This window comes from Halomonas qaidamensis, assembly GCF_025917315.1.
GTDB lineage: Bacteria > Pseudomonadota > Gammaproteobacteria > Pseudomonadales > Halomonadaceae > Vreelandella > Vreelandella qaidamensis.
In genome coordinates, this window is the sequence record NZ_CP080627.1 from 1,447,812 (window position 1) to 1,471,748 (window position 23,937).

A 23,937-nucleotide genomic window follows, 5' to 3' on the forward strand; every position below is an offset into this window, starting at 1 on the left:
ATTGACCAACCCCCAACAAATTGCTAGTTTACGCGCACTCTCAGGTGCTGGTGGCCATTATCGCCACCAGTTAAACGGGAAGTTTGTGAACGCTTACGTGAATCCAACGCTGCCCCCGCAACGGTGATCGAGATAAGAACGGCTAAAGACGCCACTGTGCTAACGCATGGGAAGGTGGTCGTTCGGAAAGGATAGGTGCTGTTATCCGCCTTTCGCTCGTCAGCCCGGAGACCGGCCTAAGAGACATGGTTCTAAAGAACCACACTATACCGAAGCGCGGAGGGCGCTTTCAGGGTAATACTAGTAGCTGTCAGGTTGCTGATACTTCCCTTGGACTCCCTCTGCCCGGTCAAAAAAACACGCTGTGCGGGTGAGCACAGTGAGCAAGGGATTTCTCCATGTCTTATCGTTTTCATTCCACCGTCACGCTGGCGGCGTTTGCGATGGCTGCGCTACCGTTGGCCGTTCAAGCCCAGTCGAATGCCCAGCCTGTGACAAATACGCTAAACCCTGTGGTGGTTACCGCCGCGCTTGCGCCGCGCACTGCCAACGAAAGCTTATCTTCGGTAACCGTGCTGGACGAAGCTACGTTACGCCGCCAAGATCCGGTCAGTATTACCGACCTGTTTCGCGGCCAGCCTGGGGTGGATGTTTCTACCAACGGCAGCTTCGGTAAAAATAGCAGCGTGTTTATTCGTGGCAGCGGTAGTAGCCAAAATGTACTGCTGATTGACGGTATTCGTCTGCGTTCCGCCACCAGCGGTGGAGCTGCTTGGCAATACCTGGAGCCGCGCATGTTTGACCGCGCCGAAATTGTGCGCGGCCCGCGCGGTAGCTTATACGGGGCCGATGCGATTGGCGGCGTTATTCAGCTGTTTACCCCTCAAGGCGAAGAAGAAGGCCCACAACCGCGGGTTTCTTTTGGCGGTGGCTCGTTTAACACCCAGCGCCTGAGTGCCGGTATTAGCGGCAAAGAAGGGGGTACCCGCTACAGCTTTGCAGGTAGCCACTTCACCACCGATGGCCAGCCGGTTCGGCGTGATGGAGACGATAAGGGCTATGACAACACCACGGCCCTAGCACGGGTTTCCCATACCTTTGAAAACGGTGCAGAAGCAGGCGTGCTGGCGCTTCGTGCCCGTGGCCATAACGAATACGATGGTGGCGAAAACGACTTCGTGCAGCAGGTGGCAGGGGTCTACGGTGAACTGCCGATGACCGATAACTGGCGCAGCCGCTTAACCCTCAGCGAATCCCGTGATGAGAGCGATAATTTTGCTGACTTTGGTGACTCTGTGTTCAACACCAAGGTGAGCACCGCGCGCTGGGAAAATACCTTTACAGCGGGCGCCCATGAGCTAATTGCTGGCGCTGAGTACAGCGAAGATCGAGTCAATAGCACCACGGCGTATGATGAAACCAGCCGAAGCAACGCGGCGGTCTTTACGCAGGCGCTGCTCGATTTTTCACCGTTTACTCTGCAAGCCAGCTTGCGCTTTGATGACAATGAATCTTACGGTGAAGAAGTCACTGGTAGCGTAGGCGTGGGCTATGACGTAGACAGCCATCACACCTTACGTGCCAACTACGGTACGGCCTTTAACGCACCCACTTACAATCAGCTCTATTTCCCTGGCTTCGGTAATCCCGACTTGGAGTCTGAAACGTCAGAAAGTATTGAAGTGGGTGTACGTGGACAGTATGCCCAATGGTTCTGGGATGCCGCGCTTTATCAAACCGATATCGACAACTTGATTACTGGCCAAGGTCTGCTGTTTAACGTGCCGGAAACCCGCATTCGTGGGGCAGAGTTAGCGGCTGGCGTTGAACTCGACGATTGGACACTGGCTGCCGCACTCACTTACACCGACCCTGAAAACCGTCTGACAGGTAAGCGCCTGCAAAACCGCGCCTCACAAAGCCTTCGCTTAGACGTAGACCGTGAGCTTGGTGACTGGTCGGTGGGTGGGTCTTGGATTGCTCAAAACCACCGTTACCGTGATGCTCAGAACCAAGACCGCCTAAGCGGTTACGGGCTGGTGAACCTGCGTGCGGGCTGGCAGTTTGCCCCGCTGTGGAGTGCGCGGGTAACGTTGGAAAACGCCTTGGATCAAGATTACATTACAACACGCTCTTTTGATGGTGCCGACTACATTAATGCAGGCCGTGCAGGGTTCTTGAGTGTTCACTTTGGCCAATAAAAAAGCGAATCAGAGTATGTCTAAACAGTGCGGGGCTATTGGCCCCGCACTGCCATTAAAGCGATTTTTATTTAATCGTTGCCTACAGACTCTATTCACACTACCCCTGTTAACACTCGGTGGTGTGGTTTCAAGCGCCGTAGTGGCAGATGACCACAGCCGCTGCGTGGTAGATGACCGTGAGCGGGAGGTGTGTCTACACACTGAGGCTCGGCGCATTGCCACACTTTCCCCTGGGGCGACGGAGCTGACCTACGCTGCGGGTGCTGGGGAACAGGTCGTTGCTGTGGTGAGCTACAGTGATTATCCACCGGAGGCCAAACAAGTAGCTTCCGTTGGCAGCCACACGCGGATTGATTTAGAAGCGCTAGTGGGGCTGGCACCTGACTTAGTGATCGGTTGGGTAACCGGCAATCCGGCTGAGCAAATGGAAACCCTTGAAGCACTTGGCATGCCGGTGTTCTACATTGAACCGCGTACGGTTGATGATGTCGCTGATACTATTGAGCGGTTGGCACGCCTAGCGGGAACGGAGCTCGCAGGCCAGCAAGTGGCTGATAGTTTCAGACAGGGTATGGCGGAGTTGGCGGCGCGCTATAGTGATCGAGAGCCCGTACGCACGTTTTATCAAGTGTGGGATCAACCGCTGATGAGCGTGAACGATGAACACCTGATTGGCCAAGTGGTACAGCTTTGCAGCGGTGAAAATGTGTTTGGCGATCAGCTACGCCTAGTACCAAGGCTGGATGACGAAGCCGTATTGGCGGCTAATCCTGAAGCGATTATTGCTGGTGGTATGGGGGAAGAGAACCGCCACTGGCTGACCCACTGGGAACAATACCCACATCTTTCCGCCGTGGCGGATGATAGCCTCTATTTTGTGCCGCCTTCGCTGATTCAACGGCCCACGCCACGTCTGTTAGACGGCGCTCAGTTGCTGTGCGAAAAACTTGAGCAAACCCGTCAAAAACGCGTTGAGGCGGCTTCTATGGACAAGGACTTTTAATGACAGCGCGCCTGTGGCAACCTCTTTGCCTGTTGGCATTGATTGCCATTACCGCCATGCTATTTTCCCTAGCGGTGGGCAGTGCTCAGCTTTCCGCTGCCCAGCTTTGGGCGGTGATGCAAGGGCAGGGTGATCCGTTGGCGCGTACTATGGTGATGGATTTACGCCTTCCCCGCGCGCTTTCGGCTTTTGCTGTCGGCGGTTTATTGGCAGTCGCTGGCGCTCTGATGCAAGTGCTGCTGCGCAATCCTCTTGCAGACCCTTATGTACTTGGGCTTTCCGGTGGCGCATCGATTGGCGCGTTGGCGGCCATGCTGGTAGGTGTGGGTGGGCTGCTAATTTCAGGCTCAGCGTTTTTCGGCGCATTGCTGTCCACGTTTCTAGTGTTTGGTTTGGCCCACGGCAGCGGCAGCTGGACGCCCTCACGTCTGTTGCTTACCGGCGTAGTCGTGGCGGCAGGCTGGGGTGCGGTGATTACCCTAATGTTGGCGTTGAGCCCTGCCGAACGGCTGCCGGGCATGCTGTATTGGCTGATGGGCGATCTTTCCTACGCGCGTACTCCCTGGCCGCCGCTGCTGCTGTTATTACTCACCTGTATTGTCTTGATTCCGTTGGGACGTAGTTTAAATGTGCTGGCTAGAGGCCCACAGCAGGCAGCGGCACTGGGGGTTGCTGTTCGTCCGTTGGAGTGGGGAATTTATATCGCGGCGAGCCTGTTAACTGCAGCGGCTGTCACCACTGCGGGCAGCATTGGCTTTGTTGGCTTAGTGGTGCCGCATATGCTGCGCCTGTTGCTAGGCAACGATCAACGGCTGATATTGCCAGCTTGTGCCCTTGCCGGGGGCTCCTTACTCGTGTTGGCCGATACATTGGCCCGCACGATGATTGCCCCGGAGCAGTTGCCAGTGGGGGTGATTACCGCGCTATTGGGTGTGCCGACGTTCCTCTTTTTGCTTTACCGGAGCCGCTGATGAGCCGCCTGGTCACGCAAGACCTCATCATCAACGTGCCAGAAAGGCGCGATGGCACGGCGCTGAATATTGCCATCGAACCCGGCCAGATATGGGGCGTATTAGGCCCTAACGGTGCGGGTAAAACCACGCTGCTGCACACCTTGGCGGGGTTGAACGCGCCGCGTTCCGGGCAAGTGTTGCTGGGGGGGCAGCCGCTTGAGACGCTGCGCAGGCGGCAAATTGCCCAACGCCTGGGGATGGTCTTTCAGGAACGCCTGGACGGCTTTCCCGCCACCGTATTGGAAACCGCGTTGATTGGCCGCCATCCCTATCTGTCGTTATGGCAAATGGAGGGGGCAGACGACTATGCCCGGGCTGAAGCAGCGCTTGAGCAACTGGACGTTGCCCACCTGCGCGACCGGCTGGTGAGCACGCTTTCCGGTGGCGAAAGGCAACGTGTTGCGGTGGCCACGGTACTGACTCAAGCCCCCAGTATTTGGCTGGCCGACGAACCGACCAATCATCTGGACCTGCATCACCAAAGTGCGGTGATGGCGCTGATGGCTCAGCAAGCAGCCCAAGGCAGTGCGGTGATGATGTGCCTTCACGATTTAAATCTAGCGGCCCGTTGGTGCGACTACATTTTGCTGCTTTACCCAAGCGGTGAGGCCTGCTGGGGGCCGCGAGACACCATGCTGGTGCCCAGCGCGTTAGAGCGGCTTTATCAGCAGCGCTTGGCAACGGTGCAAGTTAACGGCGCGCCAGTATTTGTACCCATCCAGTAATACCCAACATCACTATAAATTCCAAAGGCTTGTATAAAAAAGCCTGTATTGAAGGGGAAGAGGCATGTTGCAAGGTGAAGCCCACGCGGCGTTAATTAGCGCACCTGGTTCCGGCCAGGGAAAATCTATGGTGACCGCAGCGTTAGCAAGATTACACCGTAATGCGGGGCGCACCGTGCGGGTCTTCAAGCATGGCCCAGATTATCTCGACCCAATGGTTCAGGAAGTGGCTTCGGGCCAGCCGGTGTACCAGCTCCACCCGTGGATGACTGGCGAAGATGAGTGCCGTTGGCGCTTGGCTCAAGCCGCTCAAGAGGCCGATGTAATTTTAGTCGAAGGCTCCATGGGGCTATTCGACGGCTCGCCTTCCAGTGCCGACTTAGCCATTTTGGCCGGTATTCCGGCGTTGCCGGTAATTGATGCCTGGGGGATGGCGCAAACCTTTGGTGCGGTCGCCCAGGGGCTTGCTAACTACCGTTCCGATCTTGCCATTCATGAAGTGATTGCCAACCGTGTTGGCAGCCCAGGCCATGGCAAGTTGCTGGCAGAAAGCATGCCAGAAGGCATTGCGCTGTTGGGTGCGATTCCCCGTCACGATGCCATGAAAATTCCCGACCGCCATTTAGGCTTACTACAAGCCCATGAGCTAAGTGGCTTGGATGCCCAGCTAGACGCCGCCGCCAAGGTATTGGAAGAGGCTGGGTTAGGCCGACTGCCCAAAAAGGTAACGTTAAGCGCTGAGCCACCTACACCGGTTCCTGAGTATTTACGCGGTGTGCGCATTGCCATTGCCCGTGATGATGCCTTTGCCTTTATTTATCGCGCCAATGTGGAGTTGCTGCAAGCGATGGGCGCGGCGATTCACTTCTTCTCACCGCTCAATGACAGCGTGCTACCAGGATGCGATGCCCTGTGGTTACCCGGCGGTTATCCGGAACTACACGCAGCAATGCTTAGCGCGAATCAGCCAATGTGTGAGGCGATCACCACTCATCATCACCAAGGTAAACCTATTTTGGCAGAGTGTGGTGGGCTGATGAGCTGTGTCGAGCACCTAGTGGATGGTGACGGAAAGCGTCATACCATGCTGGGGCTATTGCCTGGTACTGCAAAAATGGCGGGCAAACTGACGGCGCTAGGCCTGCAAAGTTTACACGCTCAACAGGGTGAATTGCGGGGGCACACTTACCACCATTCGCTGTTGGAAACGTCACTTCAGCCGTTTGCTCGTACCCGCAAGTTGGCGGGCAGTGAAGCCGAGCCGATCTACCGTGATGGGGCGCTGATTGCGAGCTATTTCCATGGTTATTTCCCTTCGGCACCTAAGCTAGTGGCGAACATTTTTACCGGTCAGCCCCTGCAAATACTGGCGCAGTGATTTTTTTGGAATATTTTTCCATAAAGCCTATGTGGGCTATCATAGGGCGGTTAATACCCTACACCAACGATTATCAGGAGCCGCTATGAGCTTTTACGTTTATCTTTCCGGCGAGATTCACACCGACTGGCGTGAAGAAATTCAGCGAGGCGCCGATGCCGCTGGATTAGACATTGTATTCACCGCCCCCGTTACCGACCACGACGCTTCTGATGCCGCAGGCGACCACCTAGGCAAACCGGACAACGGCTTCTGGCGCGACCACCAGTCTTCCAAGGTCAACGCCATTCGTACCCGTACCATGATCGAACAAGCGGATTTGGTCGTCGTGCGTTTCGGTGATAAGTACAAGCAGTGGAACGCCGCCTTTGATGCGGGCTATTGCGCCGCACTTGCCAAGCCCTACATCACGCTGCACAGCGAAGACATTGTTCACCCCCTGAAAGAAGTGGATGCCCAAGCCCAGGCCTGGTGCACAACGACGGATCAAGTGGTAGAAACGCTGCGCTACGTTCTAAAAGCTTAAGCGTTAACTCAAGGAGCACCCATGCGCGAAAATGCCAAAACCCCGGAACGCCATGCCCAGCGCATGGCGGCCAAGCAGAAAATCATGAACGAGCGCATCGCCAGCGCTGACAAAGAGCAGGGCGTGCTGCTGGTGCTAACCGGCCCCGGTAAAGGCAAAAGCAGCTCCGGTTTTGGCATGCTCGCCCGCGCCCTTGGCCATGGCATGAACGTCGGCGTGGTGCAGTTTATTAAGGGCGCGTTTAGCACAGGGGAAGAAGCCTTCTTTCGCAACTTGCCTAATGTGGACTACCACGTAATGGGTGAAGGCTACACTTGGGATACCCAAGACCGCGAACGCGATGTCGCTGCCGCCAACGCCGCCTGGGAGCAGGCCAAGCGCATGCTGCAAGACGACAGCTACCACATAGTACTGCTCGACGAACTTAATATCGCCCTGCGCTACGAGTACCTCGACCTAGACCAAGTGCTCGACGACCTGCAAGCCCGCCCAGCTATGCAGCACGCGGTTGTCACCGGTCGTTACGCCCCGCAACAACTCATCGATCTTGCCGATACCGTCACTGAAATGAAGGTGGTTAAACACGCCTTTAAAGACCAAGGGATTAAAGCTCAGAAAGGCATCGAGCTTTAGTAAAGAAGAAGGCGTGAGAAAGTAACTGAAGCTCCGCTCGCCCATGGCGACTACTATGGGAGGGAGCTTCAGCGCGCGAAGACTCAGCCACATAAACAATCTAGCCACCCCGTAGCGCGGCGTAACGCTTGGCGAGGAACGAGCCAAAAGGCACCCGCGAAGGCAGCTAGCTGCCCAAAGCCTCCACTTGCCCAATTTCTCTGCAAAGCCACGTTACCTAAGCCAAATTTATCAATAAAGTATGGTTGAATCGTAAGAATGAGCCAGCACGCGAATTTTGGATATGTTGCCATACGATATAAATAGCGATTTAAAAATAGTTGGTTATGTTTCTTAAAGCGGTTAGATAATAGTATTTAGCTCGGTGCCTTGACGACAATTATAATGTACTTACGATGTAATTATGAGCCATTATTCCTTTGACTGGGATCCTCGCAAGGATGCCGCTAATCGCAAGAAGCATGACGTCTCGTTCCAGGAGGCCAAAACTGCCTTTACGGATGAGTTTGCACGTCTTATAGCTGACCCAGACCATTCTGAAGAGGAGGACCGGTTCATTCTCCTCGGTACAAGCATTCATTCTCGCTTACTGGTGGTGCGCCACTGCGTGAGAGATGGCGAAACCATTCGAATTATTTCTGCGCGCAAGGCGGATAAACGAGAGCGAAAAACTTACGAAGGGTATAGACATGCGTGACCATTACGATTTTTCAGAGTCAGTCAAAAACCCATACGCCAAGAAGCTTAAAAAGCAGGTCACGATCCGCCTGGATGAAGATACCATCGCGTATTTCAAAAATCTGGCGGAAGAAAAAGATCTACCGTATCAGAGCTTAATTAATCTCTATCTACGCGACTGTGCCCAGTCACATAAAGACCTCAAACTTGAGTGGCAATAAACGGCGTGACTATGATGCAGCCCTGCATCACCTTGCACAGTGAAGACATTGTTCACCCGCTGAAAGAAGCCGATGCCAAGCTTGGTGCACCACGACTGATCCAGTCTTCGAAACCCTGCGTTACATCCTCAAAGCCTAAGCCCGCTGCGCCTCCTGCAAGCACCGCTTGTGGGAGGGCGCTTCAGCTCGCGAAGATCCAGCCACATAAGCAATCTAGCCACCCCGTAGCGCGGCGTAACGCTTGGCGAGGAACGAGCCAAAAGGCACCCGCGAAGGCAGCTGCCCAAAGCCTGCTCCAGCTCAATTTTTCTTCAAAGCCACGTGACCTAAGCCAAATTTATCAATAAAGTATGATTAAATCGTAAAAACGAGCCGGCACGCGAATTTTGGATATGTTGCCATGCGAGATAAATAAAGCTATAAAAACAGTGGTTTATGATTTTTTGGATGGCTAGATAACACCAATAAACGTGCTGACATGTTCAAGGGTGTTATGAAGCAGGCTATATAATCACTGTTAGAAGCCTATCGTGGCAGGGAGTCTGTAGTGTCAGGATTAAAAATGAGGTTCATTAAACCTTGCAGAGAAACAGATAGTTCACCTAGGTTAACTGTCAGTAGAGTCAAGGATAATAAAGACAGAAAAACAGAAACCTCGCTTTTGTTAGATCTTAATATCCTTATAAGAATGGAGGATGTGATACTTAGAGGAAAAAACCCGGCTGATTTGGGTTTGATGGAACTAGTGAATTTTGTAAATCAGTGCCCAGCAGAAAGTATTTGCCTGAGCCCAGGCTTTGCTTTAAGTGAGGTGCACCCCAAGTTCAAAAAGCAGTGTTTTGAAATATTTGAAGTGTTTCTGTCGATATTCTGTCCACAATTGGTAGATCATCCGACAGCCACCAGAAATTCGGAATTAGAGCCGGAAGAGCTTAGGAAGCTGGAATTTCATGAGCTATCGCTTGGCGAGCAATATCTTCATTCAATTTCATACTATTCACTAATTCAGATTCATATTATTGATAGCAAATATAGCAATCTATCAGGCGTGGAAAAGTTTAACATCTACTTAGATTCAGTGTGCGACGATATTGATATGCTTAGCGCAGTGGAGGCAGAAATTGCAAAATACTGCTTCTGCACTAAGAAAGATGAATACAGTCAAAATTTAAAAGATCGAATACAAGATATAAAAGACAATTTCTTAGATAGACATGCCGACCCAAAGAAACGCCTGCTTAATATCTTCAATGGTGTTCAAGATCTAAAGTACGGCAAGTCTGCGTTAAAATATTCTGAGAAAAAGTTTTTTGGGAAAAACCAAGAAACATGGGTTGCCACGTTGGACTCAAAACTTTATTGGCTGAGTGAGTCAATACATCACTATCCTGTACATGGCGAACCTCATAGTAAATTTTATAGCATCGTAAGAACAGATGAGCAACAAAATTGCAGTTACTGGCAGAGTGTAGATGACGCCTTATATGCAAGACAATCAATACGAGAAGCCGAAGGAAAAGCAAGCTCCCCCTTAAATGAAGAGGACATGGAAAATTTACATAAAATACTGCTAAATAAAGGGTTTGCGGACTTTTATGACGAATTTGCTTCTAACAAACGCGTCAATTAGGACGCTCGCAAGCTCACGCCTATTACGCGGGCGTTAGATGATAAGGGACAGACAGGCATGGCATCTAGACCAGGAACAGTATCGAAAATACTTTGGCATTTTACTGGCGGCCCTATATGGGACGATGCTGCCAACAAGCAGCTTAAAGAGCTTAAGCCCGCGATAAACGGATACGAAGCGCTTAAAGCTATTTTGGGGTCTCAGGAGCTAAGAGTAGGCCGGTACCGTGAAATAGTTAAGGTAATCGTGCCTGAAAAAAGGCAGTTTGATTTTGAAACAAAAGAAATCCATATTCTGAAAAATCATCCTGTTACTGTTAAATCAAAGCCGGTATGTTGTGTGGCCGACATTCCTCTTCAGCATATTGATTACCATTCGAATAGATATGGAAAAATTGCGATTGGATTTCACAGAGATTCAATTGTCAAATCTGGCTTTAATCCCGTTATGTATACCCTTGAAGATACAGCTTTACTCAATAGCATCTATCAGGGGTACTCAGCAGTTGATGACGTCCATCCTTACAGTGCAATAAGCGAAACTGAGTCAGTTCAAGACGAGATTGACAAGATTATCGACGATAATGACCTAGATGGTTCCGTAGATACATCTAGCATCATTTCTGAGCTTGATTGGATTGAGAGTGCTCAAGAAAAAATAGATGAAAGCTTTCAGAATTTTTTAGCGTATATAAAAACATTCGATACAACCGAATTCGATTCGATATACTGTGAGCGCGAATGGCGGAGTACAAAAAATTATTCATTCGCAATTGAAGACATCGCAATTATAGTTCTTCCAAGAGAACAAGAAGGAGAACGCTTTTACGAACGTTTCCTAGAAGAAGTGATATTACCCAAAACAGTCACTATTGCATGTTGGGAAGATCTTATTGAACATTAAATTATCTAACAAGCGGCTGCATTTCGTTCCGGCCTGCGGCCTCCACCGGACTCGCTACGCTCGCCGATGAGCCGAGCGTTGAGCCTGTAGAAAAACTCCGCTGACGCCTATGTTTTGGTAGGATCAAGAAAACAGGCGATGAGTGACTATCATGCCGCGTTTCAAGCTCTATAAACTACCAAGATCAGCTCCAACTCAGTACCTTTGAGCACAAGTTAGACTTATCCGTTTTCCATTCCAAGTACCGCAACGCTGCGACTGCTCGGCTGGCTAAGCTATTCATCAAGGCTATTCAAGGCGATCCACCGATATTATGACGAGAAAAACACTCAGTTTGAAAACAAAAAAACAGATAGATGCCAAGCCCGCCGACGAAGTGGAAGATCAGTTCCCTGATGATCCCGAAAAACGTTTTTTAAATGGCGTCGCTGTTCATCCTTCCCCACGCATTGTGTTAGAGCTTGGTTCTAGACAGCGTAGTGTGCGAGCGATGGATTTGATTACGCCCATCGGAATGGGGCAACGTGGGTTGATTGTTGCGCCGCCGGGCTCTGGCAAAACGACGATGTTAAAACATATCTGTCAGGCCGTGGCAGCCGCTCATCCGGATATAAAGCTGTATGCTTTGCTGATTGATGAGCGCCCTGAAGAAGTGACCGATTTTAAGCGCAGTGTGTCGGCAGACGTACATGCCTCGTCTTCAGACGAAAGCTACTCACACCATGTGCATTTGGCAAATAAGCTACTTGAGACGGCGCGTAAGCAAGCAGGCGAGGGTCATAATGTGATGATTGTGATCGATTCGCTTACCAGACTCGCGCGCGTTCATAATGCTGAACAGCGCGGCAATGGTCGTACGATGTCGGGTGGGCTGGATAGCCGTGCGATGGAAATACCGCGAAAACTGTTTGGTGCTGCGAGAAAGATCGAAAACGGCGGATCTCTCACGATTCTGGCTACTGTGCTGGTGGATACGGGAAGCCGTATGGATCAGGTGATTTTCGAGGAGTTTAAGGGCACGGGCAATATGGAACTCGTGTTATCACGGGAAGTGGCAAATCAGCGAATTTTCCCGGCGATAGATATTGCCAAAAGCAGTACCCGTCGAGAAGAGTTGTTGATTGATGCTAAAGATATTGAAAAAGTTAGGACCTTGCGTAGAGCGTTAACACCTCTTAAGCCTGTTGAAGGCGCGCAGAAGCTACTTGCGCTGTTGGAGAAATACCCCACGAATGCGGAGCTGTTGGATGCTTTTTCGCCCGCTGAGTAGAGGTGAAGCCCACCCTTGTATTCATTCGAGGTGAGCTTCTTGGTTAGCGCTTAACGACTGCTTTTTTTAACATGGTTCAAGTTAGAAGCGGGGACTGCTTTTTTAACCGGAAAGCCTTCGATTTCTTTGCGCTCAATCGTATTTTTCAAACGTTTTTCAATCGCACAAAGATTTTTAAAGTCACTGATGTCTACTAAAGAGATGGCTTCACCTGAGGCGCCTGCACGGCCGGTGCGGCCAATGCGGTGGATATACTCTTCTGGCTGAAAAGGTAAATCGTAATTCACCACTCGGCTCAGTTCACCAATATCCAACCCCCGAGCGGCTACCCCTGTGGCAACTAGGTACTTCAGTTCGCCCGCTTTGAACTGATCCAACACCTTCTCGCGCATGGCCTGGCTTCTGCCGCCATGGATGGAGTCCGCTTGAATGCCGCGCTTTTCCAGCTGAGCCACCAGTTTGGCCGCGCTGTGTTTTTTCTCGACAAAAATAAGCGCCTGATCCCACGCTTGCTCGTTGATCAAGTGACTCAACAGGGCGGACTTGGTGTCCTTGTCTACCGTGATGAGCCATTGTTTGATCGTGGCGGCGGCGCGGACGTTGGGCGTAATGGAGATGTCAGTCGCCATGTCTGTCATCTTGCTGTCTGAAAACGCGTGAGCGATGGCGCGAACGTCATTGGTCATGGTGGCCGTGAACAACAGGTTCTGACGGTTTTCAGGCAGGCGCACGATTATTTTGTGGATATCATCGACAAAACCCATGTCGACCATTCTGTCCGCTTCGTCCAGCACCATGACTTGAAGTTCATCAAAGTGCAGCGCACGCTGATGGGCCAAATCCAGCAGTCTGCCCGGCGTGGCGACGAGAATATCTACTCCTTCGATGAGGCGTTCTTTTTGTGGCGCAGTGTCAACGCCGCCATATACCGCCATCGAGGTTAGGGGCGTGTGTTTAGCGTATTGAGCCACACTGGCTTCAACCTGAACTGCCAGCTCGCGGGTCGGCACTAGGATCAGTGCGCGAATGCGTTTGCCGCGCAGCGGTTCTGCTGCTTTACTGAATTTTTCCAACAGCGGCAGCACAAAGGCAGCGGTTTTGCCTGTGCCGGTTTGTGCGGTGGCGATCAGGTCTTTACCCGAAAGAATGGCTGGAATTGCTTGTTTCTGGATGGGCGTTGGCGTTTTGTAACCTAGTTCGGTGATAGCTTGAACAAGAGGACTGGATAAACCGAGTTTTGAAAATGGCATTAGGCGCCCTGACATATCGTCGTAAGGTGTGTCGAAAATGAAAATTGATGCAGTATAGCGTAAATGACGTCGACGTCAGTGGTTGCGGCTCACATGAATGTCCAGGCCAATACCCTCGTGATCTTATTTCCCTGCTTCATCTCTATTTCCCGTACATCCACTGCGCCGAGCTTACGAATTAACTTCTTGGCAGGCTTAACATTGTCAGTTTTTGAAACCAAGCTGGTAAACCAGCGACATTGAGCTGAATACAGCTTGCTTTCTCTTATCAGCTTTTTCAGAAACAGCTGTTCGCCGCCCTTACACCAAAGCTCTGCTCCCAGCCCGCCAAAATTCAGAGTGGGGGTTTGGGTCGTTGGTTTTTGTTCACCGCGACTGCGAGCAAGGTTATTGAGTTTAAGCTGGCTACCTTTAAGTGCTTCATCAAGCGAGGCATGGAAGGGCGGGTTGCAGACGCTGACATCAAAAAACTCGCCAGCTTGAATAATCCCTTCAAAAATGTGGTTTTTATCGTGCTGCGTGCGCAGTGTGAAGCGTTCTTTGAGAGTGGGGTTATTGGCGATAATTCTGGCTACGTTTTCAAGCGACTGAGGGTTAATGTCACTACCGACACATTGCCAGCCGTAAATTTGGCAGGCCAGTAGCGGGTAGATTCCATTTGCTCCAGTTCCGATATCGAGTAGCTTGATACTGCGCTGTTCAAGCCCCAACAAGTCAGCCATATAATGGATATAGTCGGCTCTGCCTGGGATGGGAGGGCAAAGCGCTCCCTCTGGAATATCCCAATCGACAATGTTGTAGTGCCGGTTTAATAACGCGGCATTAAGCGTTTTTACTGCCACTGGGTCTGCGAAATCGATGGAGAGGTCGCCATGCGCGTTCGGTTTCACATGAGGGGCTAATGCAGGGTGGCTTTGTACGAGAGCCGAGAAGTCATAGCCTTGGTTGTGTAGATTCCTTGGGTGCAGGCCTTTGCGAACAGGCCTAGCTTGGCTTTTTTCACTTCGATGGGGGTTGCTCACAGTAATAGGCCCAAGGCTTGGAGTTCGATAGTAGAGTGGGACTTGCTTAGCCGGTGATTATAAGCTTAATGGTTGTGACGTGCATGCTCGGTAGTCCGAGGGTAAGTTCGAGGTGGCGAGAGGCTTGCTGTCCATTACGCGTTTGTTTCTTGTCGGGTTCTGGCCTTTTGCTCTGCCTGATCCAGAAGTACAGGGCCGCTACCTGATTCTGCCAGTTTTTTTAAAAGCTGCTGCCAGTCTTCAACTGTTGGCGTGCGGTTATCAAACGACTCTCTGTCATGCATTGGTTCAGCTGACCATCAGTAAGGAATATTTAAATGATTCGTAAATGCCGAGAGAGGGATATTGACCAGATATTGGAGATATGGCTTTCAGCATCGATTAAAGCGCACGCTTTTGTTGAGGCGGAATTTTGGGCGTCAAAGGTTAACGAAATGCGAGATGTTTATATCCCCGCATCGGAGACGTTTGTCTTCGAATCTGACAATCAGATAGCGGGATTCTACAGTTTGTACGGAAATACGCTGGCTGCCATTTTTGTGTCCCCTGAATTACAAGGCGAAGGTGTGGGGTCAGCGATGCTTGATGATGCCAAGAGCAGAAGGGAGTGTTTGCAACTGTCGGTCTACCAGGAAAATACTCCCAGTATCAACTTTTATAAAAAGCAGGGGTTTATTTTATTAGGTGAGCAAGTTGATGAGCTAACTGGCCATCCAGAGTTAGTTATGGAGTATTACGGTTAACAACGCGTTGTGGCCGCTTGTAGGTCACTTCGCATAAACCAGCAAAGCGTTGAGATATGCGTTAACAGACCTTAAGCAAGGAATAGAGATGGATCATGAAGCGCTGATTAAACAATGGATAATGAGTGATTCTGATCGCTTGGAGGCGCTGACTATCGCGGCTGCGCAGAAGCTGCCGGGTTGGTGTCTTGCTGCTGGATTCGTGAGAAATTTGGTGTGGGACAAGCTGCATGACTTTTCAGCGAGTACGCCATTGAACGACATTGATTTAATTTACTTCGATTCAAACGACGTAAGTGTTTCTCGTGATCGTGAGATTGAGCAAGGGTTAAGAGGCGTCTCAACCTTTCCCTGGTCAGTAAAGAACCAAGCAAGAATGCATGAGCGAAATAGGGACTGTCCGTATACCTCAACTGAAGATGCGATGAGTTTCTGGGTCGAAGTGGAAACTGCGGTAGGTGCTGCGTTGGGTGATAATGGGGAGGTCATCATTGTGGCTCCCTTTGGCGTTAAGCCGCTGTTTGACTATACCGTTACATTAAATCCTAAACGGCCAAAACGAACGGATTTTGAAGCTCGGGTATACAACAAGCAGTGGCTGCAAACTTGGCCAAAACTGGTGGTAAATGCTTAGCAAGGTAGCAGATGACTGTACCGTACAAACCAAACCCGGCACCGCTGCGCGCTGCTTTTGCGCCGGGCCGCCGCTGCGGGTGCGCTTCGCTTACCACGCACTACAACACCTGTTAATTTAATGCGTTGCCGAATCGTAGTGCGGTGTAACGCATGGCAAGGAGCAGCAGTTTCATTTTTACATGCTGGAAAATAACGTATTTAGATTCTTAGGACGCCCTTACATGAACATTGGCATCTATATCTATGACCAAGCAGAAGTACTCGATTTCTCGGGCCCCTTTGAAGTTTTTACGACGGCCAGTCGCGTCAGTGATGAAGACGCGCCGTTTTCAGTATTTTTAATTGCTGAAAAAGACGGCCCGGTAACTGCTAGGGCGGGATACCAGGTGTTGCCAAATGCCACCATCGATAATCACCCGCCTATGGATGTATTGATTATTGTCGGTGGTGTGCACACGGGTGAAATGGCAAACGAAAAGGTAAAGGCCTGGATTGCAGATCAAGCAGCCATAGTGCAGCAGGTGGCCACAGTGTGTACTGGTATCTTCCTGTTTGCTAATGCACAACCCGGCCTGAAAGGAAGAGTGACTACCCACTGGGACGATCAAGGTGATTTGCGAACTCAGTTTCCGCAGCTTGATGTGGTGGAAGACGTGCGCTGGGTAGACGATGGCGGTGTCATTAGTTCAGGTGGCATCTCGGCGGGGATCGATATGTGCTTACACTTGGTCGCCAAGTTACGCAGCACCGAGCTTGCGGAGAAAACAGCGCGGCAAATGGAATATCGCTGGGATAGATAAAGTAAGTGCCTTGCAGAAGTATTACTTAAAGCCTTATCAGGCGGTTTATAATGTTTCTTATAGCCGCTACGTAACTAAAAAATTAGCGGCGATATTAACGTTGAGTGAAGGAAGGTGGTTGGTAATGATTAACACCAAAATATATAAAGCGGTTTATGAACTAGCTGAAAAGCTTATGAAGGCCGCTGCGAAAGATGACCGCGCGACCTTTGAGGCTCTCTATGCAGAGTTGCAGGCGATTTGTATCGATAACGAACACACCGATAAAGATCACCCAGAGCAGTGGGAAACCCTGGCTGACTTTACCGAGGAGTTAGAGGATGCGCTGCCGATCTACCAAAAAGCCCTTGAGAAAGCCATTGCGAAGAACTCGAAAGACCATATGGCTTCTATCGGTTTTTCCATGGCAATGTTGCAAGTAGAGCTAGGCCAAACGGATGAGGCGATCGAAATGCTGCAACATGCTAAAGTCAGCGCCAACAAAATTGAAGATAATGAGTTGCAAGCTGAGATAAATCAGCTGCTCGAAAAGCTAACCTCCAATCAGGACCCCAATTTTGACCAATAACGATATTTTTCGCCGTATCCGCTATGCTTTTGATTTAAAAGATAAAACCATCGTGGATATCTTCGCGCTGGCAGACGTTAGTGTAAGCCAAGAGCAAGTGACCGCTTGGCTAAAAAAAGATGAAGATGACGCTTTCGTTACGATGAAAAATAAAGAGCTGGCGTCGTTTCTTAATGGATTCATCAGTTTTAAGCGCGGCAAGCGTGAAGGCCCACAGCCAGTGCCTGAAGCGCAATTAAATAATAATATGGTTTTCCAGAAGCTGCGTATTGCGCTGAATATGAAAGCCGAAGATGTTTTAGAAGTGTTTGAGCTGGTGGGCTTACCGCTAAGCCACCATGAGCTCAGCGCTTTTTTCCGTAAGCCAAGTCATAAGAATTACCGTGAGTGTAAAGATCAAATGCTGCGTAATTTCTTGCTCGGTATTCAGCGCCAGCTACGGCCTGGCTCGAACGACGCAGGTTCTGAGTCTTAAGTTCAGCGCGTTACACCTCGCTTTATATCACACGGTAATGGTAAGAGGGGAGCACAAGGCCTCTCTGCCTTATCGGCGCTAGCGCTTCACGCACACAAAAATCGCATTGCCTGAAAGGCTATCCCAAGGGGTAATGGTCTGGTAGTTGTGCTCAAATACATGCACCTCAAAATAAGGCGTCAGTAGGGCGGTTAATTCTGTAAAGCTGACCGCTACCATGGGGTGCTCATCGTTCCAAATTTGGGTAGTGTCGGCGTTAGTTTTTTCAATACTCAGCCTAAGCGATTGCTTTTCACCGTGCCCGTCGTAGTGCCAACCCGAGCGAAACGTAAAAACATCATCGTCTTGTTTGGCGCTGTGTTTAACCCATAAATCGTTGTTAATTTTGTTTTTATCCACCGCGTTAAAATAGAAAACGCCGCCCTGTTTTAGCGCGCGGTGGGCGCTGGCAATACACTTTTTTAGCTTTTCAATCCCATCGTTGTAGTGGATTGAGTACAAAAAGCAGGTGATTAAATCAAGAGATTCACTGACTTCGAACGTGCTCATATCTTGCAGTGAAAAAAACGCTTCTGGGCAACGCGTGGCGGCGATATCCAGCATGGGTTGGTTAATATCAAGCCCACTGCTGAGATAGCCAACATCAATAAAGTGACGAACATGAGGACCCGTGCCACAAGCTAAATCAAGGTGCGTATGCCCGCCATTGCCGAAAATCTGATGGAGCCGATGAATGGCGTTGCTTTGCGCTTGGTAGTCGATATCGACGCACATCAAATCGTAGTAGCCAGATAGGTCGGTATAGAGTGCGTTGGCGGACAGATTGGCGGACATAGTAGCCTAATGGTGGGCGCTGTAATATTGGGGGGCGCATAGTAAACGAGCGGAGAAGGTTTTAGAAGCGGGGTGATATCGCTGTTAAAGAAATCCGATGATTTTCCGATAATTGCTTTAGAGGAAAAGTCGCCAAGCCGCCACAAGAGTCAGCCATGTCAAAATCCCCTGTCTTTGTTCTCGCTGCAATACTGCTTAGCCTGACCACCTATTATGCTCAGGCGTCTGCTCAGACGGCAGAAGCAGCGGCGCTTGCGTGGTTAGAATCAATTGATAATGATGAGATCGAACAAGCTTGGGAGACCTCATCGCCACTTCTAAAAACGCCTCTATCGCCCAACATGCTTAGACGTATCATTGAACTAGCACGTCATGAGTTTGGACCGGTAGAATCTCGTCGGAAAGTGCAAGTCTCTCACTACCAATCTATGCCGGGTGCGCCAGATGGTGACTACATGGTGTTTATCTTTCATACTCGATTTGAAAATAAAGCGAGAGGAATTGAGACCGTAACACCTCATCTGGAAAATGGAGAGTGGCGAGTCAGCGGTTATTATGTGCAATAGTACTGTAATAAATCTTTGTAATAGGTTTGTGTAAATGACTGATGCCGTAACCAATACGAATCAAGGTAGTGATGCTATGCCTAGTATTGCTAATACGCCCGAGCCTCCTTACTACGCGGTTATTTTTACTTCCCTGCGCACCAATATTGATAATGGCTACGATGCAATGGCTGCTCGCATGGTGGAGCTTGCGGCTCAGCAGCGGGGGTTTTTAGGGGTTGAATCTGCTCGAAACGAAGTGGGCGTTACTGTTTCATACTGGACTGATTTGGCTTCGATAAAAGCGTGGAAAGCGCACGCAGAGCATCAGGAAGCCCAGCGACTAGGCCATCAGCAGTGGTACCAGCATTTTAAAACGCGCATTGCCAAAGTCGAGCGAGAGTATGGTATTTAAAATATCAACGTAGCCTAGGCAGGCTTTTTGCTGATTAAATTTAAGATGCTAACCTCAAGGCAAAGCCAATAATCAGTGTTCCAAATACCCAGCGTTGTAATGTTTGCCTTTTTTGATGGCTGGCAAACCAGCGCTGCATCTGCGCTCCCAGGCAGGCATATAGCGCATCGTACAAAAGTCCTACACCCACTAGCACAGCCCCCAATAAAGTAAACTGGAGCGCAACATCACCCTGTTGGGTGTGAACGAACTGGGGTAATAACACCGAACAAAACAGCAGCGATTTTGGATTTAGCAGGTTCGTTAAAAGACCCCGTCTCCAAGCTAGGTAATAGCTACCGGTGAGCGATGCTTGCGGTTTGTTAGTAATGGTGCGCTGTTTGGTACGAATTAGCTGTACGCCCACCCAAATCAAGTAGGCAGCGCCGAGATAACGAACAGCATCAAAAAGCCACGGGGCGGCTACAAATAGGGCGGCTAGGCCCAAGCCGGCTAACGCCACATGCAGCCCTCGGGCAATAGCTAACCCTAACGCTGTGGCTAGCCCATGTCCTCGGCCTAGCGTACTACTGGTATGCAGCACCAACAGCATATCCGGGCCTGGAATCAGGTAAACAATGGCTAATGCGCTAATAAAAAGTCCGATTTCCATGGCCCCTCCTCAAGATTGCACGTAGTGACTTTATAAAGGGCATGGTACCGTTAAATTGATGAGTGATTTCTTGCCATTTACGCTCATGAAACATCAATTATTGGTATTTTGTGCCAACTAAGTGTGGGGTAATACTTACTTATGCCAAGTAGTCAGTTAGATGCTACCGACCGACGCATTCTTGCGTTGTTACAGGGGGATGCTCGCTTAACCAATGTGGAGCTTGCGGAGAAAGTAAATTTGTCGCCGTCGCCCTGCTTACGCCGGGTGCGACGCTTGGAAGCAAGCGGTATTATTCGTGGCTACCACGCGGAGCTTGATCGTCGAAGCGTCGGGCTGGAATTAACGGTGTTTGTGGGCATTAAGGTAGAACGACACCATGAAGAGCAAGCTAATGCTTTCCGGGAAGCAGTGGTTGAACTGCCGGAAGTAGCCACAGCGCATTTGGTGTCTGGTGAATCGGATTTTCTGCTACAGGTGGTAGTGCCTAGCTTGGCTGCATACGAGGCGTTTTTAACGGGGACGTTGCTGCGCTTACCAGGTGTGAGCGATATTCGCAGCAACTTTGCTATTCAGCCGGTGAAGGAGTACGGCACATTACCACTGGATAATAGCAATAAGGCCTAGTGGGGTAGTCGAGAGATGAAGAAGGCCTTCGGTTTTGTGATCAACGCGACATCACCAACCCTGCCAGTGTCTGAAGTCCGACGACCACCACAAGAACCACCATGCCTAGCGCTAGGCTGGTTTTAAGCGCGTGACGCTTCCACATAAGTTCTACGCGGTTGCCAAAGCGGTGTACCAACCAAGCAAGGCCGAAGTAGCGCAGCCCGCGGGCTAGCAGGGCAGCCAGCACAAATAACATAATCGGATAGCCGGAAAGCCCGGCGGTAATCATCGCCACCTGAAATGGGATTGGCAGTATGCCAATGGCTAGAATCGCAGCAAAACCGTACTGCTCAAAGAAGGTTTGGAAAGATTGATAGCTTTGTTCAATACCCATAAATTCGATAAACCACGTACCTATGGATTGATATAGCACCATGCCGACGGCATAGCCCACAATGGAAGCTATCAGGCAGCCAAGGGTCGTCGCGGTGGCCATTGCCCAAATGCGCTGCTTGTTAATCGCCATGAGCGGGATCAACACCAGCTCGATGGGAATTGGCAAAATAATGGTTTCTAAAAAAGATAGAGTGCCGAGTAGCCACAGCATGTTTTTCGAGCCATTGATGCGCTCAAACCACTGTTTTGTCCGTGTTGTTGAAAGCATCTTATGTCTCTACATTTCAGTATTAATGCGACGATAGACGGACGCTAAAAGGCTGTAGAGACCAAACGCAAAGAGCCCAAGTGCGACAAAGGCAAGCAACCACTGACCGAAAGGTTGGCTGCGCAGCGTGCTGAACACTTCTCCCATACCACCTGCTTGATTAGGGTTGATTTGGTAGGCTGCGATGATAAAAAAGCTACCCACGATCACGAAGACGAGGCCACGGATCACTAAGCCGAATCGACAGATGGGGTAGGCCCACTGTTGAGTTTGGGGTGGCATCGAAAAGTGTTTGTCGAATTTGGCCTTGTAGCCTTTGATTGCATGGGCAATACCAACACCTATCAAGATTAAGCCAACCCCGCCAACTAACCATCGTCCGAATGGCTGTTGCATCAACCAGCCCGCCACGCCTTGCGAGCCACCTCCAGAATCTCCAGAAGAGCCTGCGAGTTGAAAGATAAGCGTTGCGGCAAAAAAAGCTAGAAGAGTATGCGTAATGGCGCTTGCTAATAAGCCCGCACGAATCGCTAAGCCTTTTGCATCTTTACCATGATGGTCGGTGTCTTTAATGGCTTGGATGGTGCGCCACATAGCATAGCCAACCAAACCAACAGCAATAAGGCCCAACATGCTTTTACCAAAGGGAGCGGTAAGTACTCGCTCTAATGCGCCGCGGCTGCCTTCGGTCTGGCCGCCTTGCCCAAAAGCTGCCAGGGCGGCGAGGCCACCCACTAATACATAAACGATGCCGCGAGAAGCGTAGCCCATTCGGGCGAAAAGGGTAATCGCATCACGATGATCTGGGTTATTCATACGATTGGCCATGGTGTCCTCCTGACGTTAATGGCATTGCGAATTCCTACGCAATCTAGTGTATATAGTGCTTTTCTGGCGGCCTATACTGTGCGTGTGCTGCGCTATTGTCCAGCGTAGGCCAAGTTAACAGGCTATTCGCTATTTTTTTGATGATGCGAGCAGAAGATGAGCTGTAAGTCTTTAGGTGCTGGGTCTCCAAGTGCTGGGTCTTCAAGTGCTGGGTCTCCAAATGCTGGGTCGCCTCCGGTTTTTTGGCGCGACTCACGACTGCCTTATGTCGAATTACGCAAAATCAGCGATGCAAGGCAAGTGTGCTACGCCCCTCACAGCCATGTTCACTGGTCGGTAGGAGCCGTTACGTCAGGCAGCAGTACGTTTCGTTATCGGGAGTCGACTTATCCTATTAGCGCTGGTGACTTAGTCATGATGAACCCCGATTGGGTTCATGCATGTAACCCCATTGAGAACGAGCCCTGGGCGTATTTGATGCTCTACGTGGACGCGCAATGGCTAGCGGATTTACGTTATCAACTAGGCACGCTGGAGACCCCCGTCTGGAGTGATATCGATACGGCGGTGGTCTCTCAGCCAGCGCTTTATGCTCGCTATTGCGAAATGGCGGCTTGTTTATTGGATGAACAGCGCGCGCTCTCTATCAAGCACGCGTCAGTGACAGAGTTTCTTACCGCATTAATGCTGGCATTGACGCATGAGACGACCGTCTCTAGGTCGAAGCCGCCTGATGGCTTGCATGCTGCGGCCGTCTATTGTGATGTGAATGCCGCGTTTGATGTTTCGCTTGAAACGCTGTGCCAGTTAACTGGGTATAGCGCTGGTCATCTCATCCGAGCGTTTAAGCAACACTACGGGCTTACCCCCCATGCTTACCTGATTAATCGCCGTGTTCAGCTTGGCCAGCGGGCGCTTAAGCAGGGGGAGTCGATCGTTAATTCAGCTCTGTTAGCCGGTTTTAACGACCAACCCCACTTCCAGAGAACCTTTAAGCGGTTAGTGGCGGCAACACCCAACCAGTATCGTTATCCGCTACTCAAACAGCAGGAAAATAGCGCTGGCAGCTAGGCCAGCCGCCAGCGTGCGGTTAATGGTAAGCAGAATGAATGGGCGGTGAACGTAGCGTTTAAGAAAAGTACCTGCATAAACCCAGCTTGCCAATGACAGCCAACAAATGGGTAGGTAGAGAGCAGCGAAGAGCCATAACTGGTAAGGGTCATTGCTGCTGGTGTAAGCCCCAATGCCAGCGGCAGACGCCAGCCACGCCTTAGGATTTAACCACTGCATCATCGCGCCGGTCATAAAACCTGGTGGCTTATCCGTGTCCTGGTTATGAACCGAGCCATTATGCTGGAAAAGCTGGTAGCTTAAGTAAAGTAAGAAAAGTAGCCCCGCCCAACGTAATATTTCCTCCAGTAGCGGTAGTGCGTTCAGAAGTGAATAGAGCCCTGCTCCAGTCGCCAGGAAAAGTGCTAGAAACCCCAATGTCGCACCCGTGACGAAGATAAGCCCTTTGGCGATAGGGTAGTGGGTGCCGCTACTCAGGCAAACAAGGTTGACTGGGCCTGGGGAAATAGACGCGGCAAGGGCAAATGCAGACATTGGTAACAGTAGTGAAACGCTCATTGTTGTCCTCCTAAACAGAATCAAGAGCTTGCAAGAGCGCGGGAAAAGAGTATTGAACAAAATTGAGATGCCACGATATTGCG

The 23,937-nt window shown here is 50.5% G+C and carries 28 protein-coding genes and 1 riboswitch; of the genes, 21 read left to right on the forward strand and 7 right to left on the reverse strand.

Annotation, left to right across the window (positions count from 1 at the left end; all coding sequences use genetic code 11):
• The first annotated feature begins 25 nt into the window (after positions 1–25).
• Positions 26–254: riboswitch (cobalamin riboswitch) on the forward strand.
• Between the two features lie 144 nt (positions 255–398).
• From K1Y77_RS06715 to rho, 12 genes are all read left to right on the forward strand, one after another.
• The gene (locus K1Y77_RS06715; protein WP_264430985.1) at positions 399–2,201 is read left to right on the forward strand and encodes a TonB-dependent receptor domain-containing protein; all 1,803 of its coding nucleotides are present in this window, start codon (positions 399–401) and stop codon (positions 2,199–2,201) included.
• Positions 2,202–2,217: 16 nt separating this feature from the next.
• Positions 2,218–3,207, forward strand: a complete 990-nt coding sequence (locus K1Y77_RS06720; protein ID WP_264430986.1) for a cobalamin-binding protein — start codon at positions 2,218–2,220, stop codon at positions 3,205–3,207.
• Positions 3,207–4,178: a FecCD family ABC transporter permease gene (locus K1Y77_RS06725; protein ID WP_030069090.1), complete on the forward strand. Its 972-nt coding sequence runs from the start codon at positions 3,207–3,209 to the stop codon at positions 4,176–4,178. The genes K1Y77_RS06720 and K1Y77_RS06725 overlap by 1 nt, the downstream gene beginning before the upstream one ends.
• The gene (locus K1Y77_RS06730; protein WP_030069092.1) at positions 4,178–4,945 is read left to right on the forward strand and encodes an ABC transporter ATP-binding protein; all 768 of its coding nucleotides are present in this window, start codon (positions 4,178–4,180) and stop codon (positions 4,943–4,945) included. Before K1Y77_RS06725 ends, K1Y77_RS06730 begins: the two co-directional genes overlap by 1 nt.
• A gap of 64 nt (positions 4,946–5,009) precedes the next feature.
• Positions 5,010–6,323 carry a cobyrinate a,c-diamide synthase gene (locus K1Y77_RS06735; RefSeq protein ID WP_030069094.1) on the forward strand — a complete coding sequence of 438 codons (1,314 nt, stop codon included), beginning with the start codon at positions 5,010–5,012 and terminating at the stop codon, positions 6,321–6,323.
• Between the two features lie 85 nt (positions 6,324–6,408).
• Complete coding sequence (locus tag K1Y77_RS06740; RefSeq protein ID WP_030069097.1) at positions 6,409–6,849, forward strand: YtoQ family protein; 441 nt, start codon at positions 6,409–6,411, stop codon at positions 6,847–6,849.
• Between the two features lie 21 nt (positions 6,850–6,870).
• Complete coding sequence (gene cobO / locus K1Y77_RS06745; protein WP_030069100.1) at positions 6,871–7,482, forward strand: cob(I)yrinic acid a,c-diamide adenosyltransferase; 612 nt, start codon at positions 6,871–6,873, stop codon at positions 7,480–7,482.
• A 403-nt stretch (positions 7,483–7,885) separates the two neighbouring features.
• Positions 7,886–8,179: a BrnT family toxin gene (locus K1Y77_RS06750; RefSeq protein WP_030069102.1), complete on the forward strand. Its 294-nt coding sequence runs from the start codon at positions 7,886–7,888 to the stop codon at positions 8,177–8,179.
• A complete protein-coding gene (locus K1Y77_RS06755; RefSeq protein ID WP_030069104.1) occupies positions 8,172–8,381 on the forward strand; it encodes a BrnA antitoxin family protein in 210 nt (69 codons plus the stop codon). The genes K1Y77_RS06750 and K1Y77_RS06755 overlap by 8 nt, the downstream gene beginning before the upstream one ends.
• A 547-nt stretch (positions 8,382–8,928) precedes the next feature.
• The gene (locus K1Y77_RS06760) at positions 8,929–10,011 is read left to right on the forward strand and encodes a hypothetical protein (RefSeq protein WP_264430989.1); all 1,083 of its coding nucleotides are present in this window, start codon (positions 8,929–8,931) and stop codon (positions 10,009–10,011) included.
• A gap of 57 nt (positions 10,012–10,068) precedes the next feature.
• Positions 10,069–10,914, forward strand: a complete 846-nt coding sequence (locus K1Y77_RS06765) for an abortive infection system antitoxin AbiGi family protein (RefSeq protein ID WP_030069117.1) — start codon at positions 10,069–10,071, stop codon at positions 10,912–10,914.
• Positions 10,915–11,227: 313 nt separating this feature from the next.
• The gene (rho, locus tag K1Y77_RS06770) at positions 11,228–12,184 is read left to right on the forward strand and encodes a transcription termination factor Rho (RefSeq protein WP_264430992.1); all 957 of its coding nucleotides are present in this window, start codon (positions 11,228–11,230) and stop codon (positions 12,182–12,184) included.
• Positions 12,185–12,234: 50 nt separating this feature from the next.
• On the opposite strand, the gene K1Y77_RS06775 is transcribed toward rho, so the two are convergent.
• Positions 12,235–13,434 carry a DEAD/DEAH box helicase gene (locus tag K1Y77_RS06775; protein ID WP_030069121.1) on the reverse strand — a complete coding sequence of 400 codons (1,200 nt, stop codon included), beginning with the start codon at positions 13,432–13,434 and terminating at the stop codon, positions 12,235–12,237.
• Between the two features lie 89 nt (positions 13,435–13,523).
• The gene (rlmF, locus tag K1Y77_RS06780; RefSeq protein WP_264430994.1) at positions 13,524–14,456 is read right to left on the reverse strand and encodes a 23S rRNA (adenine(1618)-N(6))-methyltransferase RlmF; all 933 of its coding nucleotides are present in this window, start codon (positions 14,454–14,456) and stop codon (positions 13,524–13,526) included.
• 317 nt (positions 14,457–14,773) lie between these two features.
• Between rlmF and K1Y77_RS06785 the strand changes: the two genes are divergently transcribed.
• The 5 genes from K1Y77_RS06785 (at position 14,774) to K1Y77_RS06805 (ending at position 17,678) form a co-directional block, all read left to right on the forward strand.
• Positions 14,774–15,199 carry an N-acetyltransferase gene (locus K1Y77_RS06785; protein ID WP_264430996.1) on the forward strand — a complete coding sequence of 142 codons (426 nt, stop codon included), beginning with the start codon at positions 14,774–14,776 and terminating at the stop codon, positions 15,197–15,199.
• 88 nt (positions 15,200–15,287) lie between these two features.
• Positions 15,288–15,833, forward strand: coding sequence for a nucleotidyltransferase family protein (locus K1Y77_RS06790; protein ID WP_264430998.1), 546 nt, complete (start codon positions 15,288–15,290; stop codon positions 15,831–15,833).
• A 223-nt stretch (positions 15,834–16,056) separates the two neighbouring features.
• Complete coding sequence (locus tag K1Y77_RS06795; protein ID WP_264430999.1) at positions 16,057–16,635, forward strand: DJ-1/PfpI family protein; 579 nt, start codon at positions 16,057–16,059, stop codon at positions 16,633–16,635.
• A 124-nt stretch (positions 16,636–16,759) separates the two neighbouring features.
• On the forward strand, positions 16,760–17,203 hold the full coding sequence (locus K1Y77_RS06800) for a hypothetical protein (RefSeq protein WP_030069134.1): 444 nt from the start codon (positions 16,760–16,762) through the stop codon (positions 17,201–17,203).
• The gene (locus tag K1Y77_RS06805) at positions 17,193–17,678 is read left to right on the forward strand and encodes a YehS family protein (protein ID WP_264018389.1); all 486 of its coding nucleotides are present in this window, start codon (positions 17,193–17,195) and stop codon (positions 17,676–17,678) included. Before K1Y77_RS06800 ends, K1Y77_RS06805 begins: the two co-directional genes overlap by 11 nt.
• A gap of 78 nt (positions 17,679–17,756) precedes the next feature.
• Here K1Y77_RS06805 and K1Y77_RS06810 read toward each other — a convergent pair whose 3' ends face one another.
• On the reverse strand, positions 17,757–18,500 hold the full coding sequence (locus tag K1Y77_RS06810; protein ID WP_264431433.1) for a class I SAM-dependent DNA methyltransferase: 744 nt from the start codon (positions 18,498–18,500) through the stop codon (positions 17,757–17,759).
• Positions 18,501–18,667: 167 nt separating this feature from the next.
• Here K1Y77_RS06810 and K1Y77_RS06815 point away from each other — a divergent pair, with 167 nt between their 5' ends.
• Positions 18,668–19,078 carry a DUF4019 domain-containing protein gene (locus tag K1Y77_RS06815; protein WP_264018388.1) on the forward strand — a complete coding sequence of 137 codons (411 nt, stop codon included), beginning with the start codon at positions 18,668–18,670 and terminating at the stop codon, positions 19,076–19,078.
• 76 nt (positions 19,079–19,154) lie between these two features.
• Positions 19,155–19,472, forward strand: a complete 318-nt coding sequence (locus K1Y77_RS06820; RefSeq protein ID WP_030069148.1) for an antibiotic biosynthesis monooxygenase family protein — start codon at positions 19,155–19,157, stop codon at positions 19,470–19,472.
• Between the two features lie 40 nt (positions 19,473–19,512).
• Here the strand turns inward: K1Y77_RS06820 and K1Y77_RS06825 are convergent, their stop codons facing one another.
• Complete coding sequence (locus K1Y77_RS06825) at positions 19,513–20,124, reverse strand: LysE family translocator (protein WP_264431003.1); 612 nt, start codon at positions 20,122–20,124, stop codon at positions 19,513–19,515.
• A 141-nt stretch (positions 20,125–20,265) separates the two neighbouring features.
• On the opposite strand from K1Y77_RS06825, the gene K1Y77_RS06830 reads away from it, so the two are divergent.
• A complete protein-coding gene (locus tag K1Y77_RS06830) occupies positions 20,266–20,751 on the forward strand; it encodes an Lrp/AsnC family transcriptional regulator (protein WP_264431004.1) in 486 nt (161 codons plus the stop codon).
• A gap of 40 nt (positions 20,752–20,791) precedes the next feature.
• On the opposite strand, the gene K1Y77_RS06835 is transcribed toward K1Y77_RS06830, so the two are convergent.
• Both K1Y77_RS06835 and K1Y77_RS06840 read right to left on the reverse strand, forming a co-directional pair.
• On the reverse strand, positions 20,792–21,397 hold the full coding sequence (locus tag K1Y77_RS06835) for a YqaA family protein (protein ID WP_030069153.1): 606 nt from the start codon (positions 21,395–21,397) through the stop codon (positions 20,792–20,794).
• A 9-nt stretch (positions 21,398–21,406) separates the two neighbouring features.
• Positions 21,407–22,225 carry a DUF1206 domain-containing protein gene (locus K1Y77_RS06840; protein ID WP_030069156.1) on the reverse strand — a complete coding sequence of 273 codons (819 nt, stop codon included), beginning with the start codon at positions 22,223–22,225 and terminating at the stop codon, positions 21,407–21,409.
• 156 nt (positions 22,226–22,381) lie between these two features.
• Here K1Y77_RS06840 and K1Y77_RS06845 point away from each other — a divergent pair, with 156 nt between their 5' ends.
• The gene (locus tag K1Y77_RS06845; RefSeq protein ID WP_264431009.1) at positions 22,382–23,296 is read left to right on the forward strand and encodes a helix-turn-helix transcriptional regulator; all 915 of its coding nucleotides are present in this window, start codon (positions 22,382–22,384) and stop codon (positions 23,294–23,296) included.
• Here the strand turns inward: K1Y77_RS06845 and K1Y77_RS06850 are convergent.
• The gene (locus K1Y77_RS06850) at positions 23,261–23,854 is read right to left on the reverse strand and encodes a LysE family translocator (RefSeq protein WP_264431011.1); all 594 of its coding nucleotides are present in this window, start codon (positions 23,852–23,854) and stop codon (positions 23,261–23,263) included. The two genes, K1Y77_RS06845 and K1Y77_RS06850, sit on opposite strands and share 36 nt — an antisense overlap.
• Between the last annotated feature and the right edge of the window lie 83 nt (positions 23,855–23,937).

Coding starts and splice junctions, on each gene's coding strand:
- K1Y77_RS06715 (WP_264430985.1), top strand. CDS start 399: ATGTCTTATCGTTTTCATTCCACCGTCACGCTGGCGGCGTTTGCGATG.
- K1Y77_RS06720 (WP_264430986.1), top strand. CDS start 2,218: ATGTCTAAACAGTGCGGGGCTATTGGCCCCGCACTGCCATTAAAGCGA.
- K1Y77_RS06725 (WP_030069090.1), top strand. CDS start 3,207: ATGACAGCGCGCCTGTGGCAACCTCTTTGCCTGTTGGCATTGATTGCC.
- K1Y77_RS06730 (WP_030069092.1), top strand. CDS start 4,178: ATGAGCCGCCTGGTCACGCAAGACCTCATCATCAACGTGCCAGAAAGG.
- K1Y77_RS06735 (WP_030069094.1), top strand. CDS start 5,010: ATGTTGCAAGGTGAAGCCCACGCGGCGTTAATTAGCGCACCTGGTTCC.
- K1Y77_RS06740 (WP_030069097.1), top strand. CDS start 6,409: ATGAGCTTTTACGTTTATCTTTCCGGCGAGATTCACACCGACTGGCGT.
- cobO (WP_030069100.1), top strand. CDS start 6,871: ATGCGCGAAAATGCCAAAACCCCGGAACGCCATGCCCAGCGCATGGCG.
- K1Y77_RS06750 (WP_030069102.1), top strand. CDS start 7,886: ATGAGCCATTATTCCTTTGACTGGGATCCTCGCAAGGATGCCGCTAAT.
- K1Y77_RS06755 (WP_030069104.1), top strand. CDS start 8,172: ATGCGTGACCATTACGATTTTTCAGAGTCAGTCAAAAACCCATACGCC.
- K1Y77_RS06765 (WP_030069117.1), top strand. CDS start 10,069: ATGGCATCTAGACCAGGAACAGTATCGAAAATACTTTGGCATTTTACT.
- rho (WP_264430992.1), top strand. CDS start 11,228: ATGACGAGAAAAACACTCAGTTTGAAAACAAAAAAACAGATAGATGCC.
- K1Y77_RS06775 (WP_030069121.1), bottom strand. CDS start 13,434: ATGCCATTTTCAAAACTCGGTTTATCCAGTCCTCTTGTTCAAGCTATC.
- K1Y77_RS06785 (WP_264430996.1), top strand. CDS start 14,774: ATGATTCGTAAATGCCGAGAGAGGGATATTGACCAGATATTGGAGATA.
- K1Y77_RS06790 (WP_264430998.1), top strand. CDS start 15,288: ATGGATCATGAAGCGCTGATTAAACAATGGATAATGAGTGATTCTGAT.
- K1Y77_RS06795 (WP_264430999.1), top strand. CDS start 16,057: ATGAACATTGGCATCTATATCTATGACCAAGCAGAAGTACTCGATTTC.
- K1Y77_RS06800 (WP_030069134.1), top strand. CDS start 16,760: ATGATTAACACCAAAATATATAAAGCGGTTTATGAACTAGCTGAAAAG.
- K1Y77_RS06815 (WP_264018388.1), top strand. CDS start 18,668: ATGTCAAAATCCCCTGTCTTTGTTCTCGCTGCAATACTGCTTAGCCTG.
- K1Y77_RS06820 (WP_030069148.1), top strand. CDS start 19,155: ATGCCTAGTATTGCTAATACGCCCGAGCCTCCTTACTACGCGGTTATT.
- K1Y77_RS06825 (WP_264431003.1), bottom strand. CDS start 20,124: ATGGAAATCGGACTTTTTATTAGCGCATTAGCCATTGTTTACCTGATT.
- K1Y77_RS06830 (WP_264431004.1), top strand. CDS start 20,266: ATGCCAAGTAGTCAGTTAGATGCTACCGACCGACGCATTCTTGCGTTG.
- K1Y77_RS06835 (WP_030069153.1), bottom strand. CDS start 21,397: ATGCTTTCAACAACACGGACAAAACAGTGGTTTGAGCGCATCAATGGC.
- K1Y77_RS06840 (WP_030069156.1), bottom strand. CDS start 22,225: ATGGCCAATCGTATGAATAACCCAGATCATCGTGATGCGATTACCCTT.
- K1Y77_RS06845 (WP_264431009.1), top strand. CDS start 22,382: ATGAGCTGTAAGTCTTTAGGTGCTGGGTCTCCAAGTGCTGGGTCTTCA.
- K1Y77_RS06850 (WP_264431011.1), bottom strand. CDS start 23,854: ATGAGCGTTTCACTACTGTTACCAATGTCTGCATTTGCCCTTGCCGCG.